The organism is Mergibacter septicus (assembly GCF_003265225.1).
Lineage (GTDB): Bacteria > Pseudomonadota > Gammaproteobacteria > Enterobacterales > Pasteurellaceae > Mergibacter > Mergibacter septicus.
Genome location: NZ_CP022013.1, coordinates 888205 through 913089 on the forward strand (window position 1 = coordinate 888205; position 24885 = coordinate 913089).

The window sequence follows — 24885 nt, forward strand, 5'->3', positions numbered from 1 at the left end:
ATTGATCCCAAAGCCTACATTTTAATTACTCAGCCACTAAGAAGGTTTCTCTTAATTGTTGCAACTGATCTCGAATAGCTGCCGCTTTTTCAAACTCTAAATTCTGAGCATATTTATACATCTGTTGTTCTAAGTGTTTCATCTGTTTTTGTTGTTCTTTTGCTGTTTTTGGCAAATTATACTCAGCCATAGATTCGGCAACTTTCGGCGTTTTTGCTTTTGTTTTACCTTTATAATTTGTTGGTTGCCCAATATCCAATAACTCTCCCACTTTTTTATTCAACGCTTGTGGTACTATGCCATGTTTTTGGTTATAAGCTTGCTGTTTTGCTCGCCGCCGTTCCGTTTCATCTATCGCCCTTTGCATTGAATTAGTAATACGATCCGCATACAAAATCGCCTTACCATATAAATTCCGTGCAGCTCGCCCAATTGTTTGGATTAAAGAACGTTCTGAACGTAAGAATCCTTCTTTATCTGCATCAAGAATAGCGACTAATGATACCTCTGGCATATCTAGCCCTTCTCGCAATAAGTTAATCCCCACTAAAACATCAAATTCACCAGCTCGTAGATCGTGAATAATTTCAACACGTTCAACGGTATCAATATCAGAATGTAAATAACGCACCAATACACCATGTTCAGCTAGATAATCTGTTAGATCTTCAGCCATTTTTTTAGTTAATGTTGTAACCAAAACTCTCTGATTAAGTTCAACTCTTTTACGAATTTCTGAAAGTAAATCATCTACTTGAGTGGCTACTGGGCGAACTTCAATTTCAGGATCAAGTAAACCTGTTGGACGAACAACCTGATCGATGATCTCTCCGCCTGATTTTTCTAACTCATAAGCTCCGGGGGTAGCTGAAACATAAATTGTTTGAGGAGCAAGACATTCAAATTCTTCAAAACGTAGTGGACGGTTATCTAATGCGGAAGGTAAACGGAAACCATATTCGACTAAAGTCTCTTTTCGAGAACGATCACCACGATACATACCTCCAATTTGAGGTACGGTAACATGTGATTCATCAATAATTAGCAAAGCATCACTGGGAATATAATCAAATAATGTGGGTGGTGGTTCTCCCTCTTTCCGTCCTGATAAATAACGGGAGTAATTTTCAATCCCTGAACAATAGCCTAATTCATTCATCATTTCGATATCAAACTGCGTTCGTTGTGTGATCCGTTGCTCTTCAACTAATTTATTATTTTTGAGTAGATATTCACGTCTTTCGGCTAATTCCTGTTTGATTTTATCAATCGCATCTAAAATCCGTTCTCTTGGCGTTACATAATGTGTTTTCGGATAAACAGTATAACGTGGCACAACGCCTAAATGACGCTGTGTTAAAGGATCAAAAAGACTAAGGCGTTCAATTTCATCATCAAATAATTCAACTCTCAAGGCAACATCATCAGATTCCGCAGGAAATATATCAATTACCTCACCTCTCACTCTGAAAGTACCACGTTGAAAAGCTTGATCATTACGAGTGTATTGTAATTCTGCCAACCGAGATAAAATCTTACGTTGGTCAATAATTTCCCCCGTTTGTAAGTGTAACATCATCTTCAAATAAGATTCAGGATCACCTAAACCATAGATTGCTGATACTGATGTTACGACTATCGTATCTCGCCGTTCTAAAAAAGATACCGTGGCAGATAAACGCATTTGTTCAATTTGATCATTTACTGAAGCATCTTTTTCAATAAAGGTATCACTAGAAGGAACATAAGCTTCTGGCTGGTAATAATCATAATAAGAAACAAAATACTCAACCGCATTTTCAGGGAAAAAGGCTTTCATTTCAGCATAAAGTTGTGCAGCTAACGTCTTATTCGGAGCAAAGATCATTGCTGGACGATTTAACCGAGCAATCACGTTTGCAATGGTAAAAGTTTTCCCTGAACCAGTTACTCCAAGCAAGGTTTGATGGGCTAATCCATCATTAAGATTTTCAATGATTTTTTCAATTGCGGTAGGTTGATCACCTGAGGGTTTAAACTCTGAATGTAAAATAAAAGGCTTACTTGTTTTATTCATTTTTTAGGCTCTTGAAACTGTTTTTCAAGATATTCAATCAAATCATTTTTTGTGAAGATAAGTAGTGTATCACTATCAAAGCTTACTTTAAAAGTATATCTAACCTAATTTGTACGAGATGTGTTAGAATAGTATCACTATTTACTATTCATAAGGTGATAAAAACATATGTTATTGAATAAAATTACTAAATTTATACCTGGACTGCTGTTGTCTGGTGGTATAACCATTATTGCCAATCAACTATATGCAATGCATATCGGCAGTAGTATTGGCTTAAGTTCTCTCACTTTTGCTATTTTGCTAGGAATGCTAATTGGCAATACTTTCTATGCTAAGATTGCAACTTATTCGCATACTGGTATTACCTTTGCAAAAAGTTTTCTGCTGCGAGCAGGTATTGTTCTTTACGGTTTTCGGATTACTTTTCAACAAATTAATGCTGTTGGACTTAATGCGGTAATCACTGATGCGATTATGCTGATTTCTACTTTTTTTATTACACTTTGGTTAGGCTATTACTGGTTAAAAATTGACAAACAAACAGTCTATTTAAGTGCTGCAGGTTGTAGTATCTGTGGTGCAGCCGCCGTTATGGCAAGCGAGCCTGTCGTAAAAGCTGAATCTCATAAAGTGGCAGTTGCTGTCGCAATTGTGGTTATTTTTGGTACGGCGGCAATGTTTCTATACCCTGCATTATATACTTGGCTACTTCCTTATTTAGATGATCATCAATTCGGAATTTATATCGGTTCAACTGTCCATGAAGTTGCACAGGTTTATGCAGCTGGGGATAATATCAACCCAAGTGTTGCCGATAATGCTGTCATTACTAAAATGATTCGAGTGATGATGTTAGCCCCATTCTTACTTGCTTTATCCTATTTTCTTACTCCTAAAAATACTCCCCAAGCAAAGAATAAAATTAATATTCCATGGTTTGCAGTTTTCTTTATTTTAGTGGCTATTCTTAACTCATTTCCAATTGTACCTGCCCCAATTGTACAAATTTTAGTTGAAATTGACGGTATTTTATTAATGATGGCAATGGCGGCTTTAGGAGTTACCACTCATATCGGTGCAATTAAACAAGCTGGGATTAAACCTTTAATCTTAGGATTAATAGTATTTGTATGGTTAGTAATAGGTGGTTTTTTAGTGAATCAAACTATGGGACAGCTGTTTAGCTAACATTTCAAACAAATCTATACCTAAATAAGCTAAAAAGGATTGTTCTTATCCAGAACAATCCTTTTTTATAGCAAATAAAGCTGATCTTAATTTAACGCTTTTAAAATCTCATCAACACTTTCTTTCGCATCACCAAATAACATTTGGGTATTTTCCTTAAAGAAAAGTGGGTTTTGAACGCCTGCATAACCTGTATTCATAGAACGTTTGAAGACAACTACATTTGCTGCTTTCCAAACTTCTAATACGGGCATACCCGCTATTGGACTATTTGGATCATCTTGAGCGGCTGGATTGACTGTATCATTTGCCCCAATCACTAAAACAACATCAGTATCAGCAAAATCATCATTAATTTCATCCATTTCTAAAACAATATCATAAGGCACTTTTGCTTCTGCAAGTAAAACATTCATATGCCCCGGTAAACGCCCTGCTACTGGGTGAATACCAAAACGAACATTAATGCCTTTATCACGAAGTTTTTGGGTAATTTCAGCAACTGGATATTGAGCTTGTGCAACTGCCATACCATAACCGGGAGTAATAATCACAGAACTAGCATTGCGTAACATTTCGGCAACTTCTTCTGCTTTAACTTCACGATGCTCACCTTGCTCTTCATCACCAGAAACGACAACTTCTGTTCCAAAACCACCAGCAATAACACTGATAAAGGAACGATTCATCGCTTTACACATAATATAGGAAAGAATTGCACCCGATGATCCGACTAATGCCCCAGTAACAATTAATAAATCGTTGCTTAGCATAAAGCCTGCTGCTGCGGCTGCCCAACCCGAATAAGAGTTCAGCATTGAAACAACAACTGGCATATCTGCACCACCAATTGATGCAACTAAATGCCAGCCAAAGGCTAATGCAATCAATAACATAAGGATCAAGTAAAATAATCCCGGCGATGAAAGAAAGCCTAACATAAGTACAAATGAAACCACTAAAGCCGCTAAATTCATTTTATGACGGTGGGGTAACATTAGCGCTTTTGAATTGATAAATCCTCTTAATTTACCAAAGGCAACAATTGACCCTGTTAAAGTAACCGCACCAATGAAAATACCTAGAAAGACTTCTATGTTATGAATATTTTGCAAACTTTGATCAAGTGGCTGATGTGCTAAATAGCTGTTAAAACCAACCAATACTGCGGCTAATCCCACAAAACTATGTAATAACGCTACCAATTCAGGCATTTCAGTCATTTCCACTTGAATTGCTTTGCGTATTCCAATAATTCCTCCAATAATCATAGCGAGAATGATCCAAAATTGCCCTTCAGTTTGTGGCCCATAAACAGTGGTAAATAGGGCTATCCCCATTCCAACAATACCATACCAACAACCAGCTTTAGCTGTTTCGTGTTTAGACAAGCCAGCTAAACTCATAATGAATAATACCGCAGCGATAATATAGGCGGAATGAACAAAACTCTCTGACATGACTTCTCTCCTTATCCTTTTCTGAACATTGCCAGCATACGCTGAGTAACTTTAAAACCGCCAAAAATATTGATACTAGCAACTAAAATGGCGATAAATGCGAGAAAAGATACCACTAGGTTGCCTTGTCCAATCTGTAATAAAGCACCGACCACAATGATGCCAGAAATCGCATTCGTAACCGCCATTAAAGGGGTATGTAAGGCATGGCTGACATTCCAAACCACGTAATACCCAACAACACAAGATAATACAAATACGGTGAAATGTGATAAAAAGGCTGGTGGTGCAACAGCTAAGACACAAAAATAAAGAGCTATCGCAGTGGCGATGATTCCCCATTTCTTCACAGGATTTTTGACTACTTCTTGTTTTTCAACAAGTTTAGCTGTCGGGGTACTCTGTTTTGGCTGTGCTGAAACTTGAATTGGTGGTGCTGGCCAAGTAATTTCCCCCTCTCTAATCACAGTAACCCCACGTTGTACGACATCATTAAAATCAATATTAATCTTACCATCTTTCTCTTTACACAATAATTTCAATAGGTTAACCAGATTGGTGGCATAAAGTTGAGAGGATTGAGTTGGTAAACGACTTGGTAAATCTGTATATCCGATAATTTTTACTTGATTTTCTGTTATCGTAATTTGATCGGCTTGTGTTAATTCACAATTCCCCCCAGTAGCTGCGGCGAGATCGACAATAACACTACCCGGCTTCATAGTGGCAACCATTTCTTTAGTAATCAAGCGTGGTGCAGGTTTCCCCGGAATTAATGCCGTAGTGATAATAATATCCACCTCTTTAGCTTGTTCAGCATATAAAGCCAAAGCTCGGCGATTAAACTCTTCAGACATTACCTTGGCATAACCATCGCCACTTCCCCCTTCTTCTTGAAAATCAAGTTCGAGGAATGATGCTCCCATACTTTCGACTTGCTCTTTCACTTCGGGACGAGAATCAAAAGCTCGCACTATCGCACCTAAACTATTCGCCGCACCAATAGCCGCTAGTCCCGCAACACCTGCACCAATCACTAACACTTTTGCAGGTGGCACTTTACCAGCAGCAGTAATTTGACCAGTGAAGAAACTACCAAATTCATGTGCTGCCTCAACCACTGCACGATACCCTGCAATATTTGCCATTGAACTTAGTGCATCTAGAGATTGAGCCCGAGAAATCCGTGGGACGGCATCCATCGCTAACACATTAATTTTTTTCGCCGCTAACTTTTCCATTAATTCAGGTTGTTGAGCTGGCCAAATAAAACTAATTAAAGTAGCACCTTCCTTAATTTGAGTAATTTCCTCTTCTTGCGGTGGATTTACTTTCAAAATAATATCCGCCTGCCACACATCATTGACACTACCTATCGTTGCACCAGCAGCCTCAAAAGCACTATCTTCAAAACTTGCTTTAAAACCTGCGTTATGTTCTATCAGCACATCAAAACCAAGTTTTTTTAACTGCTGTACAGTCTTTGGCGTTGCCGCTACCCGACTTTCTTTTTCCAGTAATTCTTTAGGTATAGCAATCAGCATAAACATTCCTTTCTTGATTTATAGATATTAGGATACCCAGATCCTCCCCAAACGATGACTTTGACGTCAAACACAGTCAATTTAACACTAAACCTTCAAAAAAGAATAATCTTTTTTGATTCAAAATAGCTATTGCTCTAAAAACTTTCTGCTCTATAAAAAAGGTTGAACATCAAGCTCTTTCTAACAGCTATACCACAAACACTTTGTAAAAAAATGTAAATAAAATATTATTGAGAACTATTATCATTTATATTTATTTCCGTCTCAAAACCGAGATTACTATAAAAGTAGTTAATACTCCAACATCTTGCACCTCTCCCCCACACTGAGGTGCTTTTTTTTATCTAATCCCTCCACCTACTTTGAATAAGCCTTTTCATTTAACAAATAAGTCTTATAATGATAAAACTTTCGTCTTTATCTAACTTAGATTCGAGAAATAAAAATGAATGACTTAAATACTATATTAGCTGAATTAAAACGTGGAGTAGATGAAATTCTCTCTGAAAATGATCTCATTGAAAAATTAAAAGAAAATCGCCCTTTAAAAATCAAATTAGGGGCAGATCCTACTGCACCAGATATTCATTTAGGGCATACAGTTGTACTAAATAAATTACGTCAATTCCAACAGCTTGGGCATGAAGTTTACTTCTTAATTGGAGATTTTACAGGAATGGTTGGTGACCCTACCGGTAAAAGCACCACCCGACCACCACTCACACGAGAAGATGTTCTACGCAACGCTGAAACTTATAAAGAACAAATTTTTAAAATCCTTGATCCAGAAAAAACCAAAGTGGTCTTCAACTCTACTTGGTTAAGTGAATTAGGGACTGAAGGAATGATTCGTTTAAGTTCTCAATATACCGTAGCTCGTATGTTAGAACGTGATGATTTTAAAAAACGCTTCACTAACCAACAACCTATTGCAATCCACGAATTTATCTATCCACTGCTACAAGGTCACGATTCAGTTGCATTAGAAGCCGATGTTGAATTAGGTGGTACAGACCAAAAATTCAATTTATTAGTTGGGCGTGAATTGCAAAAATCAGCAGGACAAAAACCACAAGTTGCGATTACTCTGCCTCTGCTTGAAGGTTTAGATGGTGAGAAAAAAATGTCTAAATCATTAGGTAACTACATTGGTGTTGCTGAATCACCAACTGAGATGTTTGGTAAGGTAATGTCGATTTCAGATGATTTAATGTGGCGCTGGTATGATCTACTTTCATTCCGCCCATTAGCTGAAATTGCCCAGTTAAAACAAGAAGTAGCTGATGGTCGCAATCCTCGTGATGTTAAAGTATTATTAGCAAAAGAAATTATTACACGTTTCCACGATCAAGCTGCTGCGGATCAGGCTGAACAAGAATTTATTAATCGCTTCCAAAAAGGTGCAATGCCCGATGAGATGCCTGAATTTAACTTTGAGGGTGAAATGCCACTCGCAAATCTATTAAAAGAAGCAGGCTTAGTGAGTTCTACCTCTGAAGCTCTACGAATGATTAAACAAGGTGGTGTAAAAATAGATGGTGAAAAAGTAGAAGATAGCAAACTACTTATTACTGCATCAACAGCGATCTACCAAGTTGGAAAACGTAAATTTGCTCGAGTAACAATAAAATAATTCAAATGACCTCCCCCGTAATAACGGGGGATTTTTTTATTGCTTAGGTGAGATAAATATCAAAACGATGATTTTTAGTAGTATGGCTAAAACTCGGTTTTTTCTCTGCCAAGAAAGGAGCATAGTCAGGACGTTTTACAACCACCCTTTTTCTCGCCAAATTTAACGCAGGCTCTAATAACAGATCTGCATCTAAATCCGCACCAACTAAATGCTGAAAAACCCGCATTTCTTTCTTAACCAAAGCACTTTTCTGTTTATGCGGATACATTGGATCGAGATAAACAACATCATATAATTTTTTGCCTTGTTCAGCCTGTAATGCCATAATGGTCGAAAAAGGTAATAACCGCATTCGCTCTTGCATAAAACCACCTATTTCTGGATCTTGATAAGCTCGCTGTAATCCATCTGCTAATAAAGCTGATACCACAGAGTTACGTTCAATCAAATCGACCTGACATCCTATTGAGGCAAGAACAAAAGCATCTCGCCCTAATCCAGCAGTGGCATCAAGTACAGTAGGTAAATACCCCTGTTTAATCCCAACTGCTTTGGCAACAGCTTCACCTCGACCACCACCAAATTTTCGCCGATGTGCCATTACCCCAGTAACAAAATCAACATAAACGGCTCCCTGTTTAGGTTGATCTAATTGATACAAAGCCAGACAATCTACACTGAATACTAAAGCCAATCTCGCTTTAGGATCGTGCAATAACTGCCAACGCTGGGTGAGTTCCTCAAATTGCTGAGGATCTCTACCTTGATTAACTAATTGAATTTGCATCACAACTTACCGTCTTACTAGCCAAACACCGCTTTCAATATGATCAGTATAAGGAAACTGATCAAAAAGTGCCGCCCGTTCAATACGATGGGTTTGAGTTAGACTCACTAAATTCTCGGCTAATGTATGTGGGTTACAAGAAATATATAAAATATGTTGGTAACCTTGTACCATTGCTAAGGTTTTTTGATCTAATCCTGCTCGTGGTGGATCGACAAAAATCGTATTACACTGATATTGAGTAAGATCGATACCTTTTAAACGATTAAACTGACGTTCTCCATTAATCGCTTGTGTAAATTCTTCGGCAGACATTCGGATTATCTGTAAATTTTCAATTTGATTTGCAGCTATATTATATTGAGCTGCCATAACAGATGGTTTAGCAATTTCCGTTGCTAATACTTGACGAAAATTCTGTGCTAATGCAATTGAAAAATTACCATTCCCACAATACAGTTCTAATAAATCGCCCGAGCTATGACGAGTGCAATCCAATGCCCACTGCAACATCTTACAATTCACCCTTGCATTAGGTTGGGTAAAACTATTTTCTACTTGGCGATAGATATATCTTTTATCGCCAACTGGTAATATTTCATCAATATAATCTTGTTCAAGACAAATTTTTTGTTTAGAAGCACGCCCTATAAGGTGTAAATCAAAGCCTAATGCCATTAACTTCGCTTTTAATTGTTCTGCTTTATCCTGCCATTCTGACGTTAATTTTTTATGATATAACAAACTAATAATTAACTTATCACTTAATGTACTTAGATAATCAATTTGAAAAAGCTTCTGACTAAGTATCTGTTCTTGTTGTAATAAATTAGGCAACAGCTGCATAGCTCGATTAATTAATTGGCTTGCAATCGGAAATTGATCGACACGGTAGCGTTGTTTAGTATCAGGATCAAACATAATGTGATAGAGTTGATCACCATCGTGCCAGATTCTAAATTCAGCTCTCATTCTAAAATGCTGGGGTTCAGATTCAAAAATATCTAATTGCAAATCAGCATTAAATGGATGTAATAATTGTTTTAATTTTTCTACTTTTTTATTTAACAAAAGCGGATAATCCGCAACAGGTAACAAGTTAATATTACTCATAAATTCTGGTCAATTTTTTCATCATTTATCGTCAAAATAGTGCAAAAGTCTAGCATATCTCACTAAGTGGGTAAAATGTACTTTCGTTGCTTTCTTTTAAATATTAAATATTCTAAAATACCTAAACCTAATATTTTCAATAATCTAAGAATTATGTTGAAGAATTATGCCAAACAAACAAATGATCCTATCCAAATGCTTTGGATAGGTAAAGCATTAAGCCGTATTGAATACCTATGTATGCAATCTTTTTTGTCTAATGGACATCCTGTACATTTATATGCTTACGAAAAGATTGACAATGTTCCTCAAGACGTTACTTTCTGTGATGCCAACCAGATCCTACCACAACATACTATTTTTAAGCATATGGGATCTTACGCTGCTTTTGCGGATCTATTCCGTTGGAAATTAATGGTAGAGAAAGGCGGGTGGTATTGCGATACCGATGTTATTTGTCTTCGTCCCTTTGAATTTAATCAAGAAATTGTGCTAGGTTGGCAGGATAAAAATGAATGTACGCCTACTATAATGAAATTTCCAACTAATCACCCTTTGGCAAAAGAGTTATTAAATGCAGCTAAATATCCGAGCATGCCAAAACCCTATGATTCTCTTCGAGTAAAAACACTAAGATTAATTAATAGGCTATTTACTCAACAACAAAATGCGCTTGGTTGGGGAGAAACTGCGGGGCCCTCAGGCTTAACACGTGCATACTTTTACTTACTAAAACAAGGAAAAATTGACTTTCAACCTATCTCTCCAAACTATTTTTATCCTATTGCTTGGCAAAATTGGCAAGATTTAATCACTGCCAATAAAATTAATCTTGAACAACTTCCAAGTGAAAGCTGTGCCATTCACCTTTGGAATGAAATGTGGCGACGTGGCAATATTGATAAAAATAAGCCTTTAGATCCCAATTGTTTAGTGGAAAAGTTATTTAAACTTTATTGCCCAAATTATCCTGCATAATAAAAAATGGCACTGTAATAATATTTAACACAGTGCCAATCTATTCATTTTACCGTTCCAAAACTGATTTATAGGAACTTCTGTTTTAACTCTTTTGCAATTGCTAACTGTTGTTCTGTTGCTGATTTTGTCATTGGTTCACGGCAACAACCAGCTTCTACTCCTTCAAGTTTTAATAACTCTTTTAAAGTGAGATATAAGCCATTTGCTAATATCCCTTCAATTAAGTCATTGGTGGTATGCTGAATCTTTAACGCTTCTTCTAATTTTCCAGCTTGAGTTAATTCAAAGATTTGTCTTGCTCTAATACCATTAACGTTGAAGGTACTACCAATTGCCCCATCAACACCTAAAGCAGCCGCTGGCAACATCATTTCATCAAAACCCGCCCAAATCAGGTGATTTGGATAGTTTTTCTTCAATCTTTCCAGTAAATAAAAATCCCCTGCGGTAAATTTTACGCCTAAGATTTTTGGATTTTTATACAACTCTCCGAATTGTTCTACACCAATATTGACACCTGTTAAAAACGGTATTGAATAAACAATCATATTATTGCCCGTTTCCGCAATAATGGTATCGTAGTAATGTTTAATTTCCGCAAAACTAAATTTATAATAAAAAGGAGTTACCGCTGATAAGCTATCGTAGCCTAATTCTGTTGCATATTTACCAAGCTCCACCGCTTCGTGTAAACTTACACTACCAACTTGTGCAATTAATCCAACTTGATCTTGTGCTTCATCTTTAACAATACGAAAAATCTCTTTTTTCTCGGCTGTTGATAGCATAAAGTTTTCGCCCGTACTACCTCCAACATATAATCCATCGATCTTCATTTTATCGATATTATGTCGAACAATCTGGCGTAAACCTTTTTCATTAATACTGCCATCAGGATTAAAAGACACTAATAATGCACTAAAAATTCCTGTTAACTTTTTCATTATATTCTCCTAAAAGGTTCTTTATTTAATACGTTGTTCCATAATCACATTGATTGTTTTTTGTTTTATTTTGATAGCTTTATCTTCTTCAGCCTGCACTAACAAGGCATAAACCAGATCTAAAACAAATAGCTGTGCCATTTTTGTTCCAATTGAATCCCCTTGCATTTGCCCTTGGCGATTACCGTTAATTAAAACAATATCAGCAATTTGGGTGATCGGGGAACGTAAATTATGGGTAAGGGCAATCGCAGTAGCATTATTACGTTTCGCTATTTTTAAAGCTTGCACCGTTTCTTCAGAATAGCCTGAATGACTTATACCAATCACGACATCATCTTTTTTCATTAATGCTGCTTGCATATACATAAAATGATTATTAGTAACAGCATCAACTTGTAAACCTATCCGCATAAATTTATGTTTAGCTTCTTCTGCCGTTAATCCTGAAGATCCCACTCCAAGCAAGAAAATCCGTTTTGCGTTGCGTAATGCTACAACCGCTTTTTCTAATTCATTGAAATCTAATAGGTTAATTGTTTCAGTGATGACTTTACCTAATGATCGCTGTAATTTCACCGCAATATCTTTTGAGGTATCACTCTTATCAATTTCGGTATCTAATAGCGAACATTCTTGTTTTTCTTGTGTCGCTAATTCAATCGCCAATTCTAATTTAAAATCCGTATATCCTTTAAAACCTAGAGTACGGCAAAAGCGAATAAAAGTTGCTTCACCAACATCAAGTTGTGCTGCCACTTCAGATAATGAGGCTTGACTAAGTAAATTTGGCGATGCCAAAATTGCTGAAGCTATCCGTTTTTCAGTTTTAGTTAAGCTACTATGCAATGCACCTATGGTATCTAAAATTTTACCGCTTCCACTCATATTTATTCCTTATTAATCACGAGAAACTAATTCGACTGGAATTTTTACCACTAACTTTTTTAAAGTGCAAACTGAATTATTAATATAGCAACCGGGTTTATGCGGTTCGTATGGATAAAAGACAGCAAACATCTTCGGTTTTAGCAAAATACCGTTCTTATCTGTTATTTTATCAATTAATTGATAATCATCTTGTGTATTATATTCTGTACAAAGCTGGAGATCAGGATAAGCCACACCATACTCAATATATTCAGTGCCTTGAATAAGTACCTGTAAATCAATATATTTTCGATGGAATTCCGCTTGTTTACTTTCAACCGCTACCGTTTCAAATTCCATTACATTCATATAAATTTGCTCATTTATATGATGTTGTCCATTTTCTAGTGTTGTCAGATCTAAACTATTTAAATATTCACAAACCTCTGCAATCACAGGTGGTAACCCTAGTTTATAATCTGAACGGGTTAAATCGCCTAAAAACATTTTTCCTTCCTATCTTTCGTTTAAAGTTTTAATCCTTGTTGTAAGCGTGATTTCACCCACAACGCAGCACCAATTAATCCCGCATCAGCACCATAATAAGCAGGCTCTAATTCGCAATGATAAAATGTTGGTAATTTTTTTAAGTAACTCTCTACCAAAGGTAAATATCCTTCAGCCAATCCAATACTACCACCGAGAATCACTTTTTGAATATCTAAACTAATCACTTGATCTGCAATTAAATTTGCAATTGCTTTTGCCGAACGTTGTACTAATGCTGTTGCTTGTGGATCATTTTTTCTAAAACGTACAAAAACTTGTTCTGGTTTGCAAGGCTCCGCCCACTGCATTGCCTCAAATTCAATTGCTCTGCCTGAAGCGACAGCTTCAACACAACCTTGACGCCCACACCCACAGATAGGTCCATTTGGATCTGCTAATGTATGCCCAATATGCCCTGCTATCCCTCGTGGTTGCGTTACAAGTTGACGATCTAAAATAATACCGCCACCAACACCAGTTGAAACGGTAATAAATACCATATTTTGTAACTGTTCATTCTGTTTACTGTATTCTGCATAAGCCGCTGCTTGTACATCATTTAATAAACCTATTGGTTTATCTGTATAACGTGCAAGACTGGTATGTAAAGGAAAATATGCTAAACCACCAAGATTTTTAGGGTTAAGAGCGGTTAAAATACCTTGATTAATAATCCCCGTTGAAGCAACGGCAATATAATCAAACTCTCCTTGATATTGTGATAATATCTTGGCTAAGGTCTGTTCCATTGCTCGACTAACATCTATTTGAGGGGTACTCATCTGATGACGCTGAGTAATTTCTCCATTAACCACCAAAGCCGAAGCTATTTTAGTCCCACCGATATCTAAGGATAAACAACGATTAAAGGCATTATTTTGGTCTAACATTTGGTATCTTCCTTTGACAATTACTCAGCTACTTTTCATTTTTTGCACTCTTCACAGCTTGCACAAACCAACTCACAATATGCTCCAAACGAGTCAATGCTGAACCCACTGTGACAGAATAAGCCCCTAATTCAATCGCCTTTTGAGCCAATTCAGGACTATTATAACGACCTTCAGCCATTACTCGGCAACCTGCCTGAACCAATTCTTGAACTAGCTGATAATCAGGTTCAACAGGGACAACGCCACCGGTATAACCAGACATTGTGGAACCAATAATGTCTACACCTAATTGCTGACAATAAAGCCCTTCAGCTAAATTAGAGCAGTCTGCCATTGCAAGGCAGCCTAAATGGTGAATATATTCCACAATCTCTTTTCTTGTGGTAGGACGAATACGGTCAGTTCCATCAAAAGCAATAATATCAGCCCCCGCTTTGGCTAACGCTTCCACATCAGCTAAAAATGGAGTAATCCGAATAGGACTATCTTCTAGATCACGTTTAATAATACCGATGATAGGCACATCAACAACCTTACGGGTTGCAATTAAATTATCAATTCCTTCTATTCTTAAACCAGCTGCACCACCATTAACCGCTGCTTGAGCCATTGCTGCAACAATTTCAGGCTGATCCATCGGACCATCATCAACTGGTTGGCAAGAAGCAATTAAACCATTTTTAATTTGTTCTAACACCTGTTGCTTTGTCATTTTGATACATTAACTCCAATATTTTAAAAAATGTAGAAGATAAACTCCATTGAAACAATAATAATCACTATTTTATGAATCAACAAGCAAAATAATAAATATTTTAGAGATTGATCACAATTTAACTAAGTACACTTTTTTTAAAAAGATAAACTTTAAACAGTCTTTCATCTAATTTAATTGAAATAAGCGGATTCTTTTTTTAAAGTCGGCGATATTCTGCTAAACTAGCCACCAATTTTATCCCTAACTTTTAACAACCATTTTAATCATCATCAAATGAGTCAAGATTTATCCCATATTTTTAGTTCTAACGGCACGCTAAGCCAAAAAATTAAAGGCTTTCAGCCAAGAGCAGAACAAACCACTATGGCGATAGCGGTTGAACAAGCAATTAAAACAGACTCTACTTTGATTGTTGAAGCGGGGACAGGAACGGGAAAAACCTTCGCCTATCTTGTTCCAATCATTTTAACGAAACAAAAAACAATTATTTCTACGGGTTCAAAAAATTTACAAGATCAACTTTATAAACGTGATCTTCCCACAATTTGTCATGCACTGAAATTCTCAGGAAAAATAGCCTTACTTAAAGGGCGATCCAATTATTTATGTTTGGAAAAACTTGCCCAAATTAATGCCCAAGGGCTGCGGGGGGATAAAAATTTACTACCTGAATTAGCTAAAATCCAAAAATGGCGAAACGGAACTCAAACAGGCGATTTAAGCGAATGTCATACTATCGCTGAAAATAGCCCTATTATTCCACAAGTCATCAGTTCTAACGATAACTGCTTAGGTAGTGATTGTCCTTATATAAAAGATTGTTTTGTAAGTAAAGCGAGAAAACAAGCATTAGATGCGGATATTGTCGTTGTTAATCACCACCTTTTTTTTGCTGATATGGCTGTTAAAGAAAACGGTTTTGGAGAATTAATTCCAACAGCTGAAACCATTATTTTTGATGAAGCGCACCAACTTCCTGATATCGCAACACAATATTTTGGTGAATCTCTCACTTCCTACCAATTATTTGAATTAGTCAAAGATATTCAACTCTTACAACGTGTTGAATTGCGTGATATGGAACAGTTAGCCAAAGCAGCTGATTTACTTCAAAAAACTATTCAAGATTTTCGTTTACTATTTGGTGAAAACAATAGTAAAGGTAATTTACGGGAATGGTTAATACCAACTGGGTTAAATTACCACTCCCAGTCAGATCATCAATATGATACAAATGCAATGGAAAAAGGCGTTGTATTACTTAGACAACGATTAGAATTTATTCAAGAAATTGCAAAATCTGCCCTAGGGCGTTCACTGGCTTTAGATGCCATCTTTGAACGTACAAGTACAATTAAACTTTTATTAGAACGCTTAACTAATACCACTCAGATAGGCTATTGTTATTGGTATGAAACAAAGGGCAAGCACTTTGCATTACATATTACACCACTCTCAATTGCTGAAAAGTTTAGCGAGCAAATAAAAAAACAATCCGCTAGTTGGATTTTTACTTCGGCAACTCTTGAAGTTGATGGCAATTTTGAGCATTATCGACGGCGTTTAGGCATAGTACAAGCAAAGGAATTAGTTCTACAAAGTCCTTTTAATTATCCAAAGCAAGCTATGCTCTGCGTACCTCGTTATCTACCTGCAACTAATCAAAAACAAACCTTAAACCAGCTCGGTGAAATGCTCTTACCTGTAATTGAAACAAACCAAGGGCGTTGTTTTCTCCTCTGTACTTCCTATTCAATGATGAAAGGCTTAGCTGAATTTTTACGTGAAAAAAGCACATTAAATATTTTACTGCAAGGAGAAACCGCTAAAAGTCGCTTACTTGAACAATTTTTACAACAGCCACAAAGCGTCTTAGTTGCCACTCAAAGTTTTTGGGAAGGCATTGATGTTCGAGGTGATGCACTTTCTCTAGTTATTATAGACAAACTTCCCTTTGCCTCACCCGATGAACCACTTTTAAAAGCTCGGATTGAAGATTGTCAACTACAAGGTGGTGATCCCTTCCAGCAAATTCAAATTCCCCAAACTGTTATCACTTTAAAACAAGGCGTTGGGCGTCTTATTCGGGATATTAATGACCGTGGGGTAATTATTATTTGTGATTCTCGTTTAGTAACTCGAGCTTACGGTGAAACTTTTTTGCGTAGCCTCCCACCTGCTTACCGTACACGAGATCTATCACAAGCAATAAAATTTTTACAAACAATTCAAACAGATCACTTAAAAAATCAAAAGGAGCAATAATGTTATTACCACAAGATCTTACGCTTTTAGCCCTAGATACAGCCACAGAAGCCTGTTCAGTCGCTTTATTACATCAAGGTAAAATTACCACTTACGCTGAAATCGCCCAGCGTACTCATACCCAACGGATTTTACCTATGATCGATCAAATCCTTACCGAAGCAGATATAAAAATCAATCAAATTAATGGGCTAGCTTTTGGGAGAGGACCGGGAAGTTTTACTGGTGTTCGAGTCAGTGCTGGTATTGCACAAGGATTAGCCTTTGGTTGCCAAAATGGCAATCTTCCTGTTTATCCAATCTCTAATTTAACCGCAATGGCAGAAGCGGCATATCGTCAAATGGGGGTTAAAAAAGTACTCTGTGCCATAGATGCCCGTATGAATGAAATCTATTTTTCGGTACTTGAACGCCAAGAAACAACCACTACTCCTACACCTTACTCTAATTGGCAAACCATTATTAAAGAACAAGTCCTTTCACCAGAACAAGCGATTGAACAAATCCAAAACACGATTAAACCAGAACAATTGCCAGAATGGGTTACCGTAGGTACAGGTTGGCAAGCCTATCCTATTTTAGCCACCATTAATGCACAAAAAAGCGAAATCATCTTACCATCTGCACAAGATATGTTGACTTTAGCTCTGACAGCGATTCAGCAACAACAGCAGATTACTGCATTAGAAATTGAACCTATTTACTTACGTAACCAAGTTACTTGGCAAAAATTACCCGGTAGAGAATAAAAATAAAAAGTCTGTTATCACTAACAGACTTTTTATTTTAACTCTATATGAATTATTCTTTTTCTTCTTCAAGACCTATTTCACCAGATACAGATTTAGAACCTGTATGATTTTGGTGAGGAGAAATTGAACGTGCTGGTACAACAGTTGAAATAGCATGTTTGTAAACCATTTGACTGACGGTATTTTTTAATAAAATAACGAATTGATCGAACGACTCAATTTGACCTTGTAATTTAATTCCGTTAACCAAATAAATTGAAACAGGAATACGCTCACGACGGAGTGAATTTAAATAAGGATCTTGTAGAGATTGTCCTTTTGCCATCTTATGTTCCTTTTTTGATTATAGTGTCAAGGGTTTAATAATATAAAATAACTTCAATTCTTCAAAAAAGTTATGATCAATGCGTTTATTAAAGAAAATAACGTTATTTTTAAATTACCACTCAGTAATATAACAATAAAGCTTAACAATGTCATTAGCTAACAAGAAAGTTTACACATTTTATCCCATTTTTGTTGTATATTATCAATCACTTCCTGTTCTGCACGCTCCATTTGCAAGCTATCTAGCCAAATCAGGGGAGATTTCCAGCCTCTTAACCAAGTAATTTGTCGTTTTGCTAATTGCCGAGTAGCACAAATTCCTCGGTAAATCATTTCTTGATGCGAATATTCACCTTGCAAAAATTCCCACATTTGCCGATATCCGACACAACGCATTGATGGTAAATTTAAATGTAAATCACCTCGTTGATACAGTTTTTCAACTTCTTGTTGAAATCCTTGATTAATCATCGTATGAAAACGTTGTTCTATTCGATGGTGTAAAATACTTCGCTCTTGTGGTGCTAAGGCAAATTGCAGTAATTGATAAGGTAATTCCTCACCTTTTTCAGTTGTTAACTCAGTTAAAGATTTGCCAGTTAAATAATAAACTTCTAATGCTCGATTAATTCGCTGTGGATCATTTGAATGAATACGTTGTGCCGAAATAGGATCAATTTTTGCTAATTCAGTATGCAACGCTTGCCAACCAAATTGTGAGGCTCTCTGTTCTATTTCCGCTCTTAAAGTCGGATCGGCTTTAGGTAAAGGAGATAACCCCTCTAATAAAGCTTTATAATATAACATTGTTCCACCAACTAAAACAGGGATCTTCCCCTCAGCGGTGAGTTGTGCCATTTCTCGCAAAGCATCAGCACGAAAATCAGCTGCAGAATAACTTTCAGTAGGATCTTTAATATCAATCAATCGATGGGGTGCTAATGCTAATTCTGTTGCAGTAGGTTTAGCTGTACCTATATCCATTCCACGATAAATTAACGCAGAATCAACACTAATAATCTCTAACGGTAAACAAGTGCGTAAACGTTGACGAAGCCGAATCGCCAATGCAGTTTTACCTGAAGCAGTTGGCCCCATTAAAAAAATAGCTAAGGGTTTAGTTTTCATCATTTAAATATGGCGTAAAATCTAGTGGGATTAATAAAGCATTTAAAGCTTGTCGATCTGTTGTGGGTAATAATTGTTCTGTTTCAGTTAATAAACGCAGAGCATCAGTATAAACTAATGGTGCTTCAAATTCAGTTAACTGGGATAATCTATCAACAAACGCCTCAAAAGTTGCAAAAGTATTAAACAAAATTTGGCTAATAAGGTGCTGCAAATTCTGTTGACGTAATAAAAGTGGCACAATATTAATTCTTAAACGTTGATTAATCTGCTCTAAATCAAATCCAACTCGACTAAAATGTTGTTGTTGCTGGTGATAATTTTGCCACTGTTGTTCTGTTAAATTTAAATTGAGTGGGATCAATAACCGTTGTTGTTCTATTTTTTCTGTTGTTAAAGTCAGATAAACTTTCAAATGTTGTAGTGCTTTCACTTTCATTAGATAGCAATGTTCGTCTTGTTGTAACAAAATACCATTAGGTTGAACTAAACTTAATAAACGTAAATGTGACGTTAATAACGACTTTGTTTGATTAATTTCTGAACTAACTGCTTGAGTTGTTGGAATACCAGTAGTTAATAATTGATCATACCCTTTTAAATATTGTGAACTTATTTTCTCTGGTGAAATTTGCTGCTTTACTCCCAAACTTGTTTGTTCTGCCTGCTTAAATGAAACATTTTTCTGCATAGCAAAAACATTATTTCCAGCAGCTTGACGATTTTTTACTGGATTAAAATAAGTATTTGGCTGTTCTGCGACTTGAGCTAAGTTACTCTCTGAATTGTTTTGATCATACTGCACCACTATTTTTTTTGTATTTACTGGTGCAGCTTGAGAGAAATCCATTTTCTCTTCTGGTTGAAGTGATAAATGTGTTGCTGTTTGTAATACATTTAACACACCTTGATAAATAAAGTCATGGACTAAGCGTGATTGATGAAAACGCACTTCTTGCTTTGCGGGATGAACATTAACATCAACTTCCGTTGGATTAATATCTATAAAAAGTACAAATGCTGGATAACGATCTAAGGATAAACGATCTGCAAAAGCTTGTCGTACGGCATGGTTAATTGTCTTATCTTTCATACTCCGACCATTGACATAGCTATAATTAAAATCATTTTGTAGGCGATAAAACTTCTCTGTTGCGATCCAACCATAAAGATGCAGATCACCATATTGCCAATCAAGCTGTAATACATTATCGACAAATTCTTGCCCACAAATCGCCGCTAAACGCTTTAATTGCTGATCTTTCGTGGTTGCAATTTTATAATTCCTAACCTGTTTAGCATTATGCGTTAGAATAAATTGTGTTTGTGGTTTTGCTAATGCAATACGCCTTACTACTTCATCAATATGAGCAAACTCTGTTTTATCTGTGCGTAAAAATCTTCGCCGTGCGGGAGTATTAAAAAAAAGGTTTGCGACTTCAACTGTCGTACCTATAGGATGCGAAGCAGGGTTTATAATCGTTTCCATCTCACGTCCTTGAGCAAAAACTTGCCACGCTTGAGTTTGCTCTGCTGGACGAGATGTTAAGGTTAAACGAGAAACAGAACTAATACTCGCTAAAGCTTCACCACGAAAACCTAAACTTAAAATCGTTTCTAGATCTTCTAACGTTACAATTTTACTGGTTGCATGGCGAGCTAATGCAAGAGAGAGATCACTTTTGCTGATACCACAGCCATTATCTCTAATCCGAATTAAATTTGCTCCGCCTTGTTCAATATCGATTTGAATTTTATTCGCACCAGCATCTAAACTATTTTCAATTAATTCCTTAACAACTGATGCTGGACGTTCAACCACTTCACCTGCTGCAATTTGATTGGCTAACTGTGGTGATAAAATTTGAATTGCCATTTTGTTATCCTTTTATCATTCATCAGAGTAAGATTTAAATAAAAATAATTATTTTTAATCTCAAATTGATACAATAAGAATTATTAATCTGCTATTTTTATCTTTTGTCCAACTTGGATATAACCATTTTTAATATGAGGGTTTAATTTTTGCAACTGCCCTAAACTTAAATGATAACGACGAGCAATTGCACTCATCGTCTCTCCTTTTTTCACTTGATGATACATACTTGTTGAAGATTGAGTATCAGGAATTAAAAATAGATTAAGATTATGCTTGCGATATTCAACCAAACCTTGATAAATAGCCTTAGCAATTTGTCGCCGATACGCTAGAGAACTTAATTTTTTCTCCTCAATTTTATTACTGAGAAATCCTGTTTCAACTAAAATCGATGGAATATCAGGTGCTCTTAATACCCCTAAACTTGCGTGCTGTGGTGTTTTATGACTTAGACGTGCTATTTTGCCGAAACTATTTAAAACTGATTTACCTAATTCATATCCAACACGTTGCGAATGCCCAAACTGTAAATCAAGTACGGTACGGTCTAAATATTTCTCATTATGATCGGATAATACTGTCCCTGCACCACCAAGTAATTCAGATTGTTTTTCTTGATCTTCTAACCAACGAGCCGTTTCAGTATTTGCTCGCCGATTAGATAAAACCCAAACTGACGCTCCTTTTGCCTGACTATTAGGGGCTGAATCTGCATGAATTGAAATTAAAAAATTTGCTTTATGTTGACGTGCAATACTTGAACGAGCTTGTACAGAAATATATTCATCTCTATCTCTGGTCATCACTGCCGTAAAATTAGGATCTTTATCTAGCAATGCTTTTAGTTCTTTAGCAATGGATAACGTTACCTCTTTCTCTTTGAGATGTAAAACCCGACCGATTGCTCCGGGATCTTTCCCTCCATGCCCCGGATCGATCGTTACCACCAATTTAGTATAGCGAGGTGTAGAAACTTTTTTCGCCTGATTAATAGAAGTGATTTGTGTCAGTTTAGAGGATTGATTCGTCTTTCCCAAAGCAAGATCTGGCACGGAGATAATAACAATATTATCTCGAGGATTACCACCATTCTTGTTTCGATGCTGAAAACGAACTTGTACATTTTTACGCAAATCCACCACAATACGTAATGTAGTCGTCTTAGGCGGTTTGGATATCCTCACTTTTTCTACACTGCTCTGCTGATTAGCATTCTGTTTAGGTAAAAGTGGTTTCACCATTTGGCTATTAGCAATATCTATTACTAATCTATCGGGATTTTTCAAATAAAAATAACTATATTTGACGGGTAAACTAAAACTTAAATGAATCTCTGTTGACTTATCTTGTTGTTCTAAATGAATAGAATTAAGTGTCGCAGCAAAAGCTGTTGGCATAAAACAACCTAATAATAAAATAAGTAAGTAGAAAAATGATAATAACAACTTTTTCATTTCAGTCTCAATAACCTATAAAATTCAACACAATTTATCTTTAAATTTTTGAGTGGCTATTTTGCGTGATCTACATCTAATTGGCAAATAATTTGCTGACCTAGTTCTGAATGAGCAAATAAGGATAGCTTACGCCCTGTGCCATCATAAGCTATATCTATCACTAAATCTGCTGTTGGAATTGCTCCCAACCCTTTTTCAGCCCACTCTAATAGACCTAATGTATTAGGTCGAAAGTAGTCTCGAATCCCCATAAACTCTAATTCTTCTGGATCACTTAAACGATATAAATCAAAGTGATAAACGATTTTATCAGCCAATGAATATTCTTCTACTAAAGTATAAGTCGGACTTTTAACCTTACCCTGATGCCCCATCGATTGGATAATTCCTCGACTCAGTGTTGTTTTTCCAGCACCGAGATCCCCGTTCAAATAGATAACAATATTTTCTGAAAATTGTGAAAGGATTTGACTCAAACGCCTCCCAAATTCGAGCATAAAAAATTCATCTTTAACAGACATTGAAAAAGTTTTAAACATAATATTTCTCTTTTAAAAATTAAACATAAAAAAACAGCTGCTTACTAATGCGAAAAACGGCTGTTGGAACAAAATATCTATATTAAGAAAAAATTAATCTACTACTAAAGTACGGCAAGTATTAGTACCACCAGCAATAAACTCATCACCTTGTGTTAATAATACTAAATCACCGCTGATTAAATATCCTTTATCTTTCAAAATTTGAATTGCAGCTCTTGCACCTTCTACTGTACGACTCATTTCATCACAAAATACAGGCACAACACCACGATATAATGCACATAAATTTAATGCTTCTTGATTACGAGAAAGTGCAAAAATAGGCAAGCCTGAACTAATACGGCTCATTAAACGTGCTGTTAACCCCGTACTGGTCATTGCAATAATTGCCGCAACACCTTTCATATGATTAGCTGCATACATCGCTGACATCGCTACGGATTCTTCAATTGAAGTAAATTCAACATCCATACGATGGCGAGAAACATTCACACTTGGCATTTTTTCTGCACCTAAGCAAACTTTTGCCATTGCAGTTACAGTTTCAGCTGGATACTGACCAGCGGCTGTTTCCGCTGATAACATTACCGCATCAGTTCCATCTAATACTGCATTTGCCACATCCATCACTTCCGCACGAGTCGGCATAGGATTACTAATCATTGATTCCATCATCTGAGTCGCTGTGATTACAACACGGTTTAATTTACGTGTACGACGAATTAATTTTTTCTGTACTGCAACTAATTCAGGATCACCAATTTCAACACCTAAATCACCACGTGCAACCATAATTACATCTGAAGCAAGAATAATATCATCCATCGCTGCTTCTGTGGCAACGGTCTCAGCTCGCTCTACTTTTGCAACTATTTTTGCATTTAAACCAGCTTCTTGAGCTAAGCGACGTGCATAATGAATATCCTCCCCATTACGTGGGAAAGAAACTGCTAAATAATCTACACCAATTTTTGCTGCGGTAAGGATATCCGCTTTATCTTTTTCAGTTAATGCCGCTGCTGAAAGTCCACCACCTAACTTATTGATTCCCTTATTATTAGATAAAGGTCCACCAACAGTTACTTCTGTATATACCTTTGTTTCATCTGTACTTAATACTTTTAACTGTACCCGACCATCATCTAATAATAAAATATCACCTGGCACAACATCCTGTGGTAAGGTTTTATAATCTAGACCAACTGATTCTTGATTACCTTCGCCTTTTGGCAATTCTGCATCTAATACAAACTTATCACCAATATTTAAAAAGATTTTACCATCTTTAAAAGTTGAAACACGAATTTTCGGTCCTTGTAAATCGCCTAATAATGCAACTTGTTTACCTAGTCTTTTTGCGATTTCTCGTACTTTCTCTGCACGTTGGATATGATCTTCTGCTGTACCGTGTGAGAAGTTCATGCGTACAACATTAGCACCCGCTGCAATAATTTTCTCTAAGTTATTGCCACGATCTGTTGCAGGTCCTAGAGTAGTAACAATTTTGGTTCTTCTTAATCTTCTCGACATTGAATTGCTCCATAATTCCACACTCAACTTTCAAGTGTAAGTATTTTAGTAATAATAAAAAAGATAGTGTTGTTAACCTATTTTACTTAAAATAAAACTAACATTAGAAATAAAATAGGTGGATATTATACGACTATTTCTTAGTAAGATCGAGATCACATTATTGAAAATTTTCTTGGCTTAAATTAAATTTTGAAGTACAAAGACAAATTATTTTCAAATAAACGGTTAAATAATATCAAACTCAAGATTAAATTTAA

Annotated in this window: 20 protein-coding genes and 2 pseudogenes; 5 read left to right on the forward strand and 17 right to left on the reverse strand. The window is 36.2% G+C overall.

Annotation, left to right across the window (positions count from 1 at the left end; genetic code table 11):
- Positions 1-25: 25 nt before the first annotated feature.
- Positions 26-2056: an excinuclease ABC subunit UvrB gene (uvrB, locus tag CEP47_RS04210; RefSeq protein ID WP_261920806.1), complete on the reverse strand. Its 2031-nt coding sequence runs from the start codon at positions 2054-2056 to the stop codon at positions 26-28.
- Positions 2057-2230: 174 nt separating this feature from the next.
- Here uvrB and CEP47_RS04215 point away from each other — a divergent pair, with 174 nt between their 5' ends.
- A complete protein-coding gene (locus CEP47_RS04215; RefSeq protein WP_261920985.1) occupies positions 2231-3247 on the forward strand; it encodes a YeiH family protein in 1017 nt (338 codons plus the stop codon).
- 86 nt (positions 3248-3333) lie between these two features.
- Here CEP47_RS04215 and pntB read toward each other — a convergent pair whose 3' ends face one another.
- Together pntB and pntA are read right to left on the reverse strand one after the other, a co-directional pair.
- Positions 3334-4707, reverse strand: a complete 1374-nt coding sequence (gene pntB, locus CEP47_RS04220; RefSeq protein WP_261920805.1) for a Re/Si-specific NAD(P)(+) transhydrogenase subunit beta — start codon at positions 4705-4707, stop codon at positions 3334-3336.
- 11 nt (positions 4708-4718) lie between these two features.
- The gene (pntA, locus tag CEP47_RS04225) at positions 4719-6251 is read right to left on the reverse strand and encodes a Re/Si-specific NAD(P)(+) transhydrogenase subunit alpha (RefSeq protein ID WP_261920804.1); all 1533 of its coding nucleotides are present in this window, start codon (positions 6249-6251) and stop codon (positions 4719-4721) included.
- A 448-nt stretch (positions 6252-6699) separates the two neighbouring features.
- Between pntA and tyrS the strand changes: the two genes are divergently transcribed.
- On the forward strand, positions 6700-7887 hold the full coding sequence (gene tyrS / locus CEP47_RS04230) for a tyrosine--tRNA ligase (protein WP_261920803.1): 1188 nt from the start codon (positions 6700-6702) through the stop codon (positions 7885-7887).
- Between the two features lie 43 nt (positions 7888-7930).
- On the opposite strand, the gene CEP47_RS04235 is transcribed toward tyrS, so the two are convergent.
- On the reverse strand, positions 7931-8677 hold the full coding sequence (locus CEP47_RS04235) for a class I SAM-dependent methyltransferase (protein ID WP_261920802.1): 747 nt from the start codon (positions 8675-8677) through the stop codon (positions 7931-7933).
- Between the two features lie 6 nt (positions 8678-8683).
- Entirely contained in the window at positions 8684-9790 is a 1107-nt protein-coding gene (trmA, locus tag CEP47_RS04240; RefSeq protein ID WP_261920801.1) for a tRNA (uridine(54)-C5)-methyltransferase TrmA, read from the reverse strand.
- A gap of 153 nt (positions 9791-9943) precedes the next feature.
- Between trmA and CEP47_RS04245 the strand changes: the two genes are divergently transcribed.
- On the forward strand, positions 9944-10768 hold the full coding sequence (locus CEP47_RS04245; protein WP_261920800.1) for a glycosyltransferase: 825 nt from the start codon (positions 9944-9946) through the stop codon (positions 10766-10768).
- A gap of 68 nt (positions 10769-10836) precedes the next feature.
- Here CEP47_RS04245 and nanA read toward each other — a convergent pair whose 3' ends face one another.
- From nanA to CEP47_RS04270, 5 genes are read right to left on the reverse strand one after another with little or no spacing between them, the layout of a single operon-like run.
- Positions 10837-11715, reverse strand: coding sequence for an N-acetylneuraminate lyase (nanA, locus tag CEP47_RS04250; protein WP_261920799.1), 879 nt, complete (start codon positions 11713-11715; stop codon positions 10837-10839).
- A 21-nt stretch (positions 11716-11736) separates the two neighbouring features.
- Complete coding sequence (locus tag CEP47_RS04255; protein WP_261920798.1) at positions 11737-12603, reverse strand: MurR/RpiR family transcriptional regulator; 867 nt, start codon at positions 12601-12603, stop codon at positions 11737-11739.
- A gap of 12 nt (positions 12604-12615) precedes the next feature.
- A complete protein-coding gene (gene nanQ, locus CEP47_RS04260; protein WP_261920797.1) occupies positions 12616-13092 on the reverse strand; it encodes an N-acetylneuraminate anomerase in 477 nt (158 codons plus the stop codon).
- 20 nt (positions 13093-13112) lie between these two features.
- The gene (locus CEP47_RS04265; protein WP_261920796.1) at positions 13113-14024 is read right to left on the reverse strand and encodes an N-acetylmannosamine kinase; all 912 of its coding nucleotides are present in this window, start codon (positions 14022-14024) and stop codon (positions 13113-13115) included.
- Between the two features lie 28 nt (positions 14025-14052).
- Entirely contained in the window at positions 14053-14739 is a 687-nt protein-coding gene (locus tag CEP47_RS04270) for an N-acetylmannosamine-6-phosphate 2-epimerase (protein WP_261920795.1), read from the reverse strand.
- Between the two features lie 279 nt (positions 14740-15018).
- Here CEP47_RS04270 and CEP47_RS04275 point away from each other — a divergent pair, with 279 nt between their 5' ends.
- A complete protein-coding gene (locus CEP47_RS04275; protein WP_261920794.1) occupies positions 15019-17010 on the forward strand; it encodes an ATP-dependent DNA helicase in 1992 nt (663 codons plus the stop codon).
- Positions 17010-17759: a tRNA (adenosine(37)-N6)-threonylcarbamoyltransferase complex dimerization subunit type 1 TsaB gene (gene tsaB, locus CEP47_RS04280; RefSeq protein ID WP_265482680.1), complete on the forward strand. Its 750-nt coding sequence runs from the start codon at positions 17010-17012 to the stop codon at positions 17757-17759. The genes CEP47_RS04275 and tsaB overlap by 1 nt, the downstream gene beginning before the upstream one ends.
- A 52-nt stretch (positions 17760-17811) precedes the next feature.
- Here tsaB and hfq read toward each other — a convergent pair whose 3' ends face one another.
- The 7 genes and pseudogenes from hfq to pyk all read right to left on the reverse strand — a co-directional run bounded on the left by hfq (position 17812) and on the right by pyk (position 24625).
- Positions 17812-18087, reverse strand: a complete 276-nt coding sequence (gene hfq, locus CEP47_RS04285) for an RNA chaperone Hfq (RefSeq protein ID WP_261920793.1) — start codon at positions 18085-18087, stop codon at positions 17812-17814.
- Between the two features lie 158 nt (positions 18088-18245).
- Complete coding sequence (gene miaA / locus CEP47_RS04290; RefSeq protein WP_373463129.1) at positions 18246-19217, reverse strand: tRNA (adenosine(37)-N6)-dimethylallyltransferase MiaA; 972 nt, start codon at positions 19215-19217, stop codon at positions 18246-18248.
- Entirely contained in the window at positions 19207-21093 is a 1887-nt protein-coding gene (mutL, locus tag CEP47_RS04295) for a DNA mismatch repair endonuclease MutL (protein ID WP_261920791.1), read from the reverse strand. The genes miaA and mutL overlap by 11 nt, the downstream gene beginning before the upstream one ends.
- A 268-nt stretch (positions 21094-21361) precedes the next feature.
- Positions 21362-22097: pseudogene (locus tag CEP47_RS04300) on the reverse strand (N-acetylmuramoyl-L-alanine amidase); the annotation flags it as partial.
- Positions 22098-22211: 114 nt separating this feature from the next.
- A pseudogene (locus CEP47_RS04305) lies at positions 22212-22550 on the reverse strand (AMIN domain-containing protein); the annotation flags it as partial.
- A gap of 56 nt (positions 22551-22606) precedes the next feature.
- A complete protein-coding gene (gene tsaE, locus CEP47_RS04310) occupies positions 22607-23092 on the reverse strand; it encodes a tRNA (adenosine(37)-N6)-threonylcarbamoyltransferase complex ATPase subunit type 1 TsaE (protein ID WP_261920790.1) in 486 nt (161 codons plus the stop codon).
- Between the two features lie 93 nt (positions 23093-23185).
- Positions 23186-24625: a pyruvate kinase gene (pyk, locus tag CEP47_RS04315; protein WP_261920789.1), complete on the reverse strand. Its 1440-nt coding sequence runs from the start codon at positions 24623-24625 to the stop codon at positions 23186-23188.
- Positions 24626-24885: the final 260 nt, after the last annotated feature.

What these genes read in the sequence shown, in the direction of transcription:
- mutL (WP_261920791.1), bottom strand. Translation starts at nt 21,093, where the DNA reads ATGGCAATTCAAATTTTATCACCACAGTTAGCCAATCAAATTGCAGCA.
- tsaE (WP_261920790.1), bottom strand. Translation starts at nt 23,092, where the DNA reads ATGTTTAAAACTTTTTCAATGTCTGTTAAAGATGAATTTTTTATGCTC.
- hfq (WP_261920793.1), bottom strand. Translation starts at nt 18,087, where the DNA reads ATGGCAAAAGGACAATCTCTACAAGATCCTTATTTAAATTCACTCCGT.
- pntB (WP_261920805.1), bottom strand. Translation starts at nt 4,707, where the DNA reads ATGTCAGAGAGTTTTGTTCATTCCGCCTATATTATCGCTGCGGTATTA.
- tsaB (WP_265482680.1), top strand. Translation starts at nt 17,010, where the DNA reads ATGTTATTACCACAAGATCTTACGCTTTTAGCCCTAGATACAGCCACA.
- pntA (WP_261920804.1), bottom strand. Translation starts at nt 6,251, where the DNA reads ATGCTGATTGCTATACCTAAAGAATTACTGGAAAAAGAAAGTCGGGTA.
- nanA (WP_261920799.1), bottom strand. Translation starts at nt 11,715, where the DNA reads ATGAAAAAGTTAACAGGAATTTTTAGTGCATTATTAGTGTCTTTTAAT.
- uvrB (WP_261920806.1), bottom strand. Translation starts at nt 2,056, where the DNA reads ATGAATAAAACAAGTAAGCCTTTTATTTTACATTCAGAGTTTAAACCC.
- pyk (WP_261920789.1), bottom strand. Translation starts at nt 24,625, where the DNA reads ATGTCGAGAAGATTAAGAAGAACCAAAATTGTTACTACTCTAGGACCT.
- trmA (WP_261920801.1), bottom strand. Translation starts at nt 9,790, where the DNA reads ATGAGTAATATTAACTTGTTACCTGTTGCGGATTATCCGCTTTTGTTA.
- CEP47_RS04245 (WP_261920800.1), top strand. Translation starts at nt 9,944, where the DNA reads ATGTTGAAGAATTATGCCAAACAAACAAATGATCCTATCCAAATGCTT.
- CEP47_RS04235 (WP_261920802.1), bottom strand. Translation starts at nt 8,677, where the DNA reads ATGCAAATTCAATTAGTTAATCAAGGTAGAGATCCTCAGCAATTTGAG.
- CEP47_RS04255 (WP_261920798.1), bottom strand. Translation starts at nt 12,603, where the DNA reads ATGAGTGGAAGCGGTAAAATTTTAGATACCATAGGTGCATTGCATAGT.
- miaA (WP_373463129.1), bottom strand. Translation starts at nt 19,217, where the DNA reads ATGAAAACTAAACCCTTAGCTATTTTTTTAATGGGGCCAACTGCTTCA.
- CEP47_RS04275 (WP_261920794.1), top strand. Translation starts at nt 15,019, where the DNA reads ATGAGTCAAGATTTATCCCATATTTTTAGTTCTAACGGCACGCTAAGC.
- CEP47_RS04270 (WP_261920795.1), bottom strand. Translation starts at nt 14,739, where the DNA reads ATGACAAAGCAACAGGTGTTAGAACAAATTAAAAATGGTTTAATTGCT.
- tyrS (WP_261920803.1), top strand. Translation starts at nt 6,700, where the DNA reads ATGAATGACTTAAATACTATATTAGCTGAATTAAAACGTGGAGTAGAT.
- CEP47_RS04265 (WP_261920796.1), bottom strand. Translation starts at nt 14,024, where the DNA reads ATGTTAGACCAAAATAATGCCTTTAATCGTTGTTTATCCTTAGATATC.
- nanQ (WP_261920797.1), bottom strand. Translation starts at nt 13,092, where the DNA reads ATGTTTTTAGGCGATTTAACCCGTTCAGATTATAAACTAGGGTTACCA.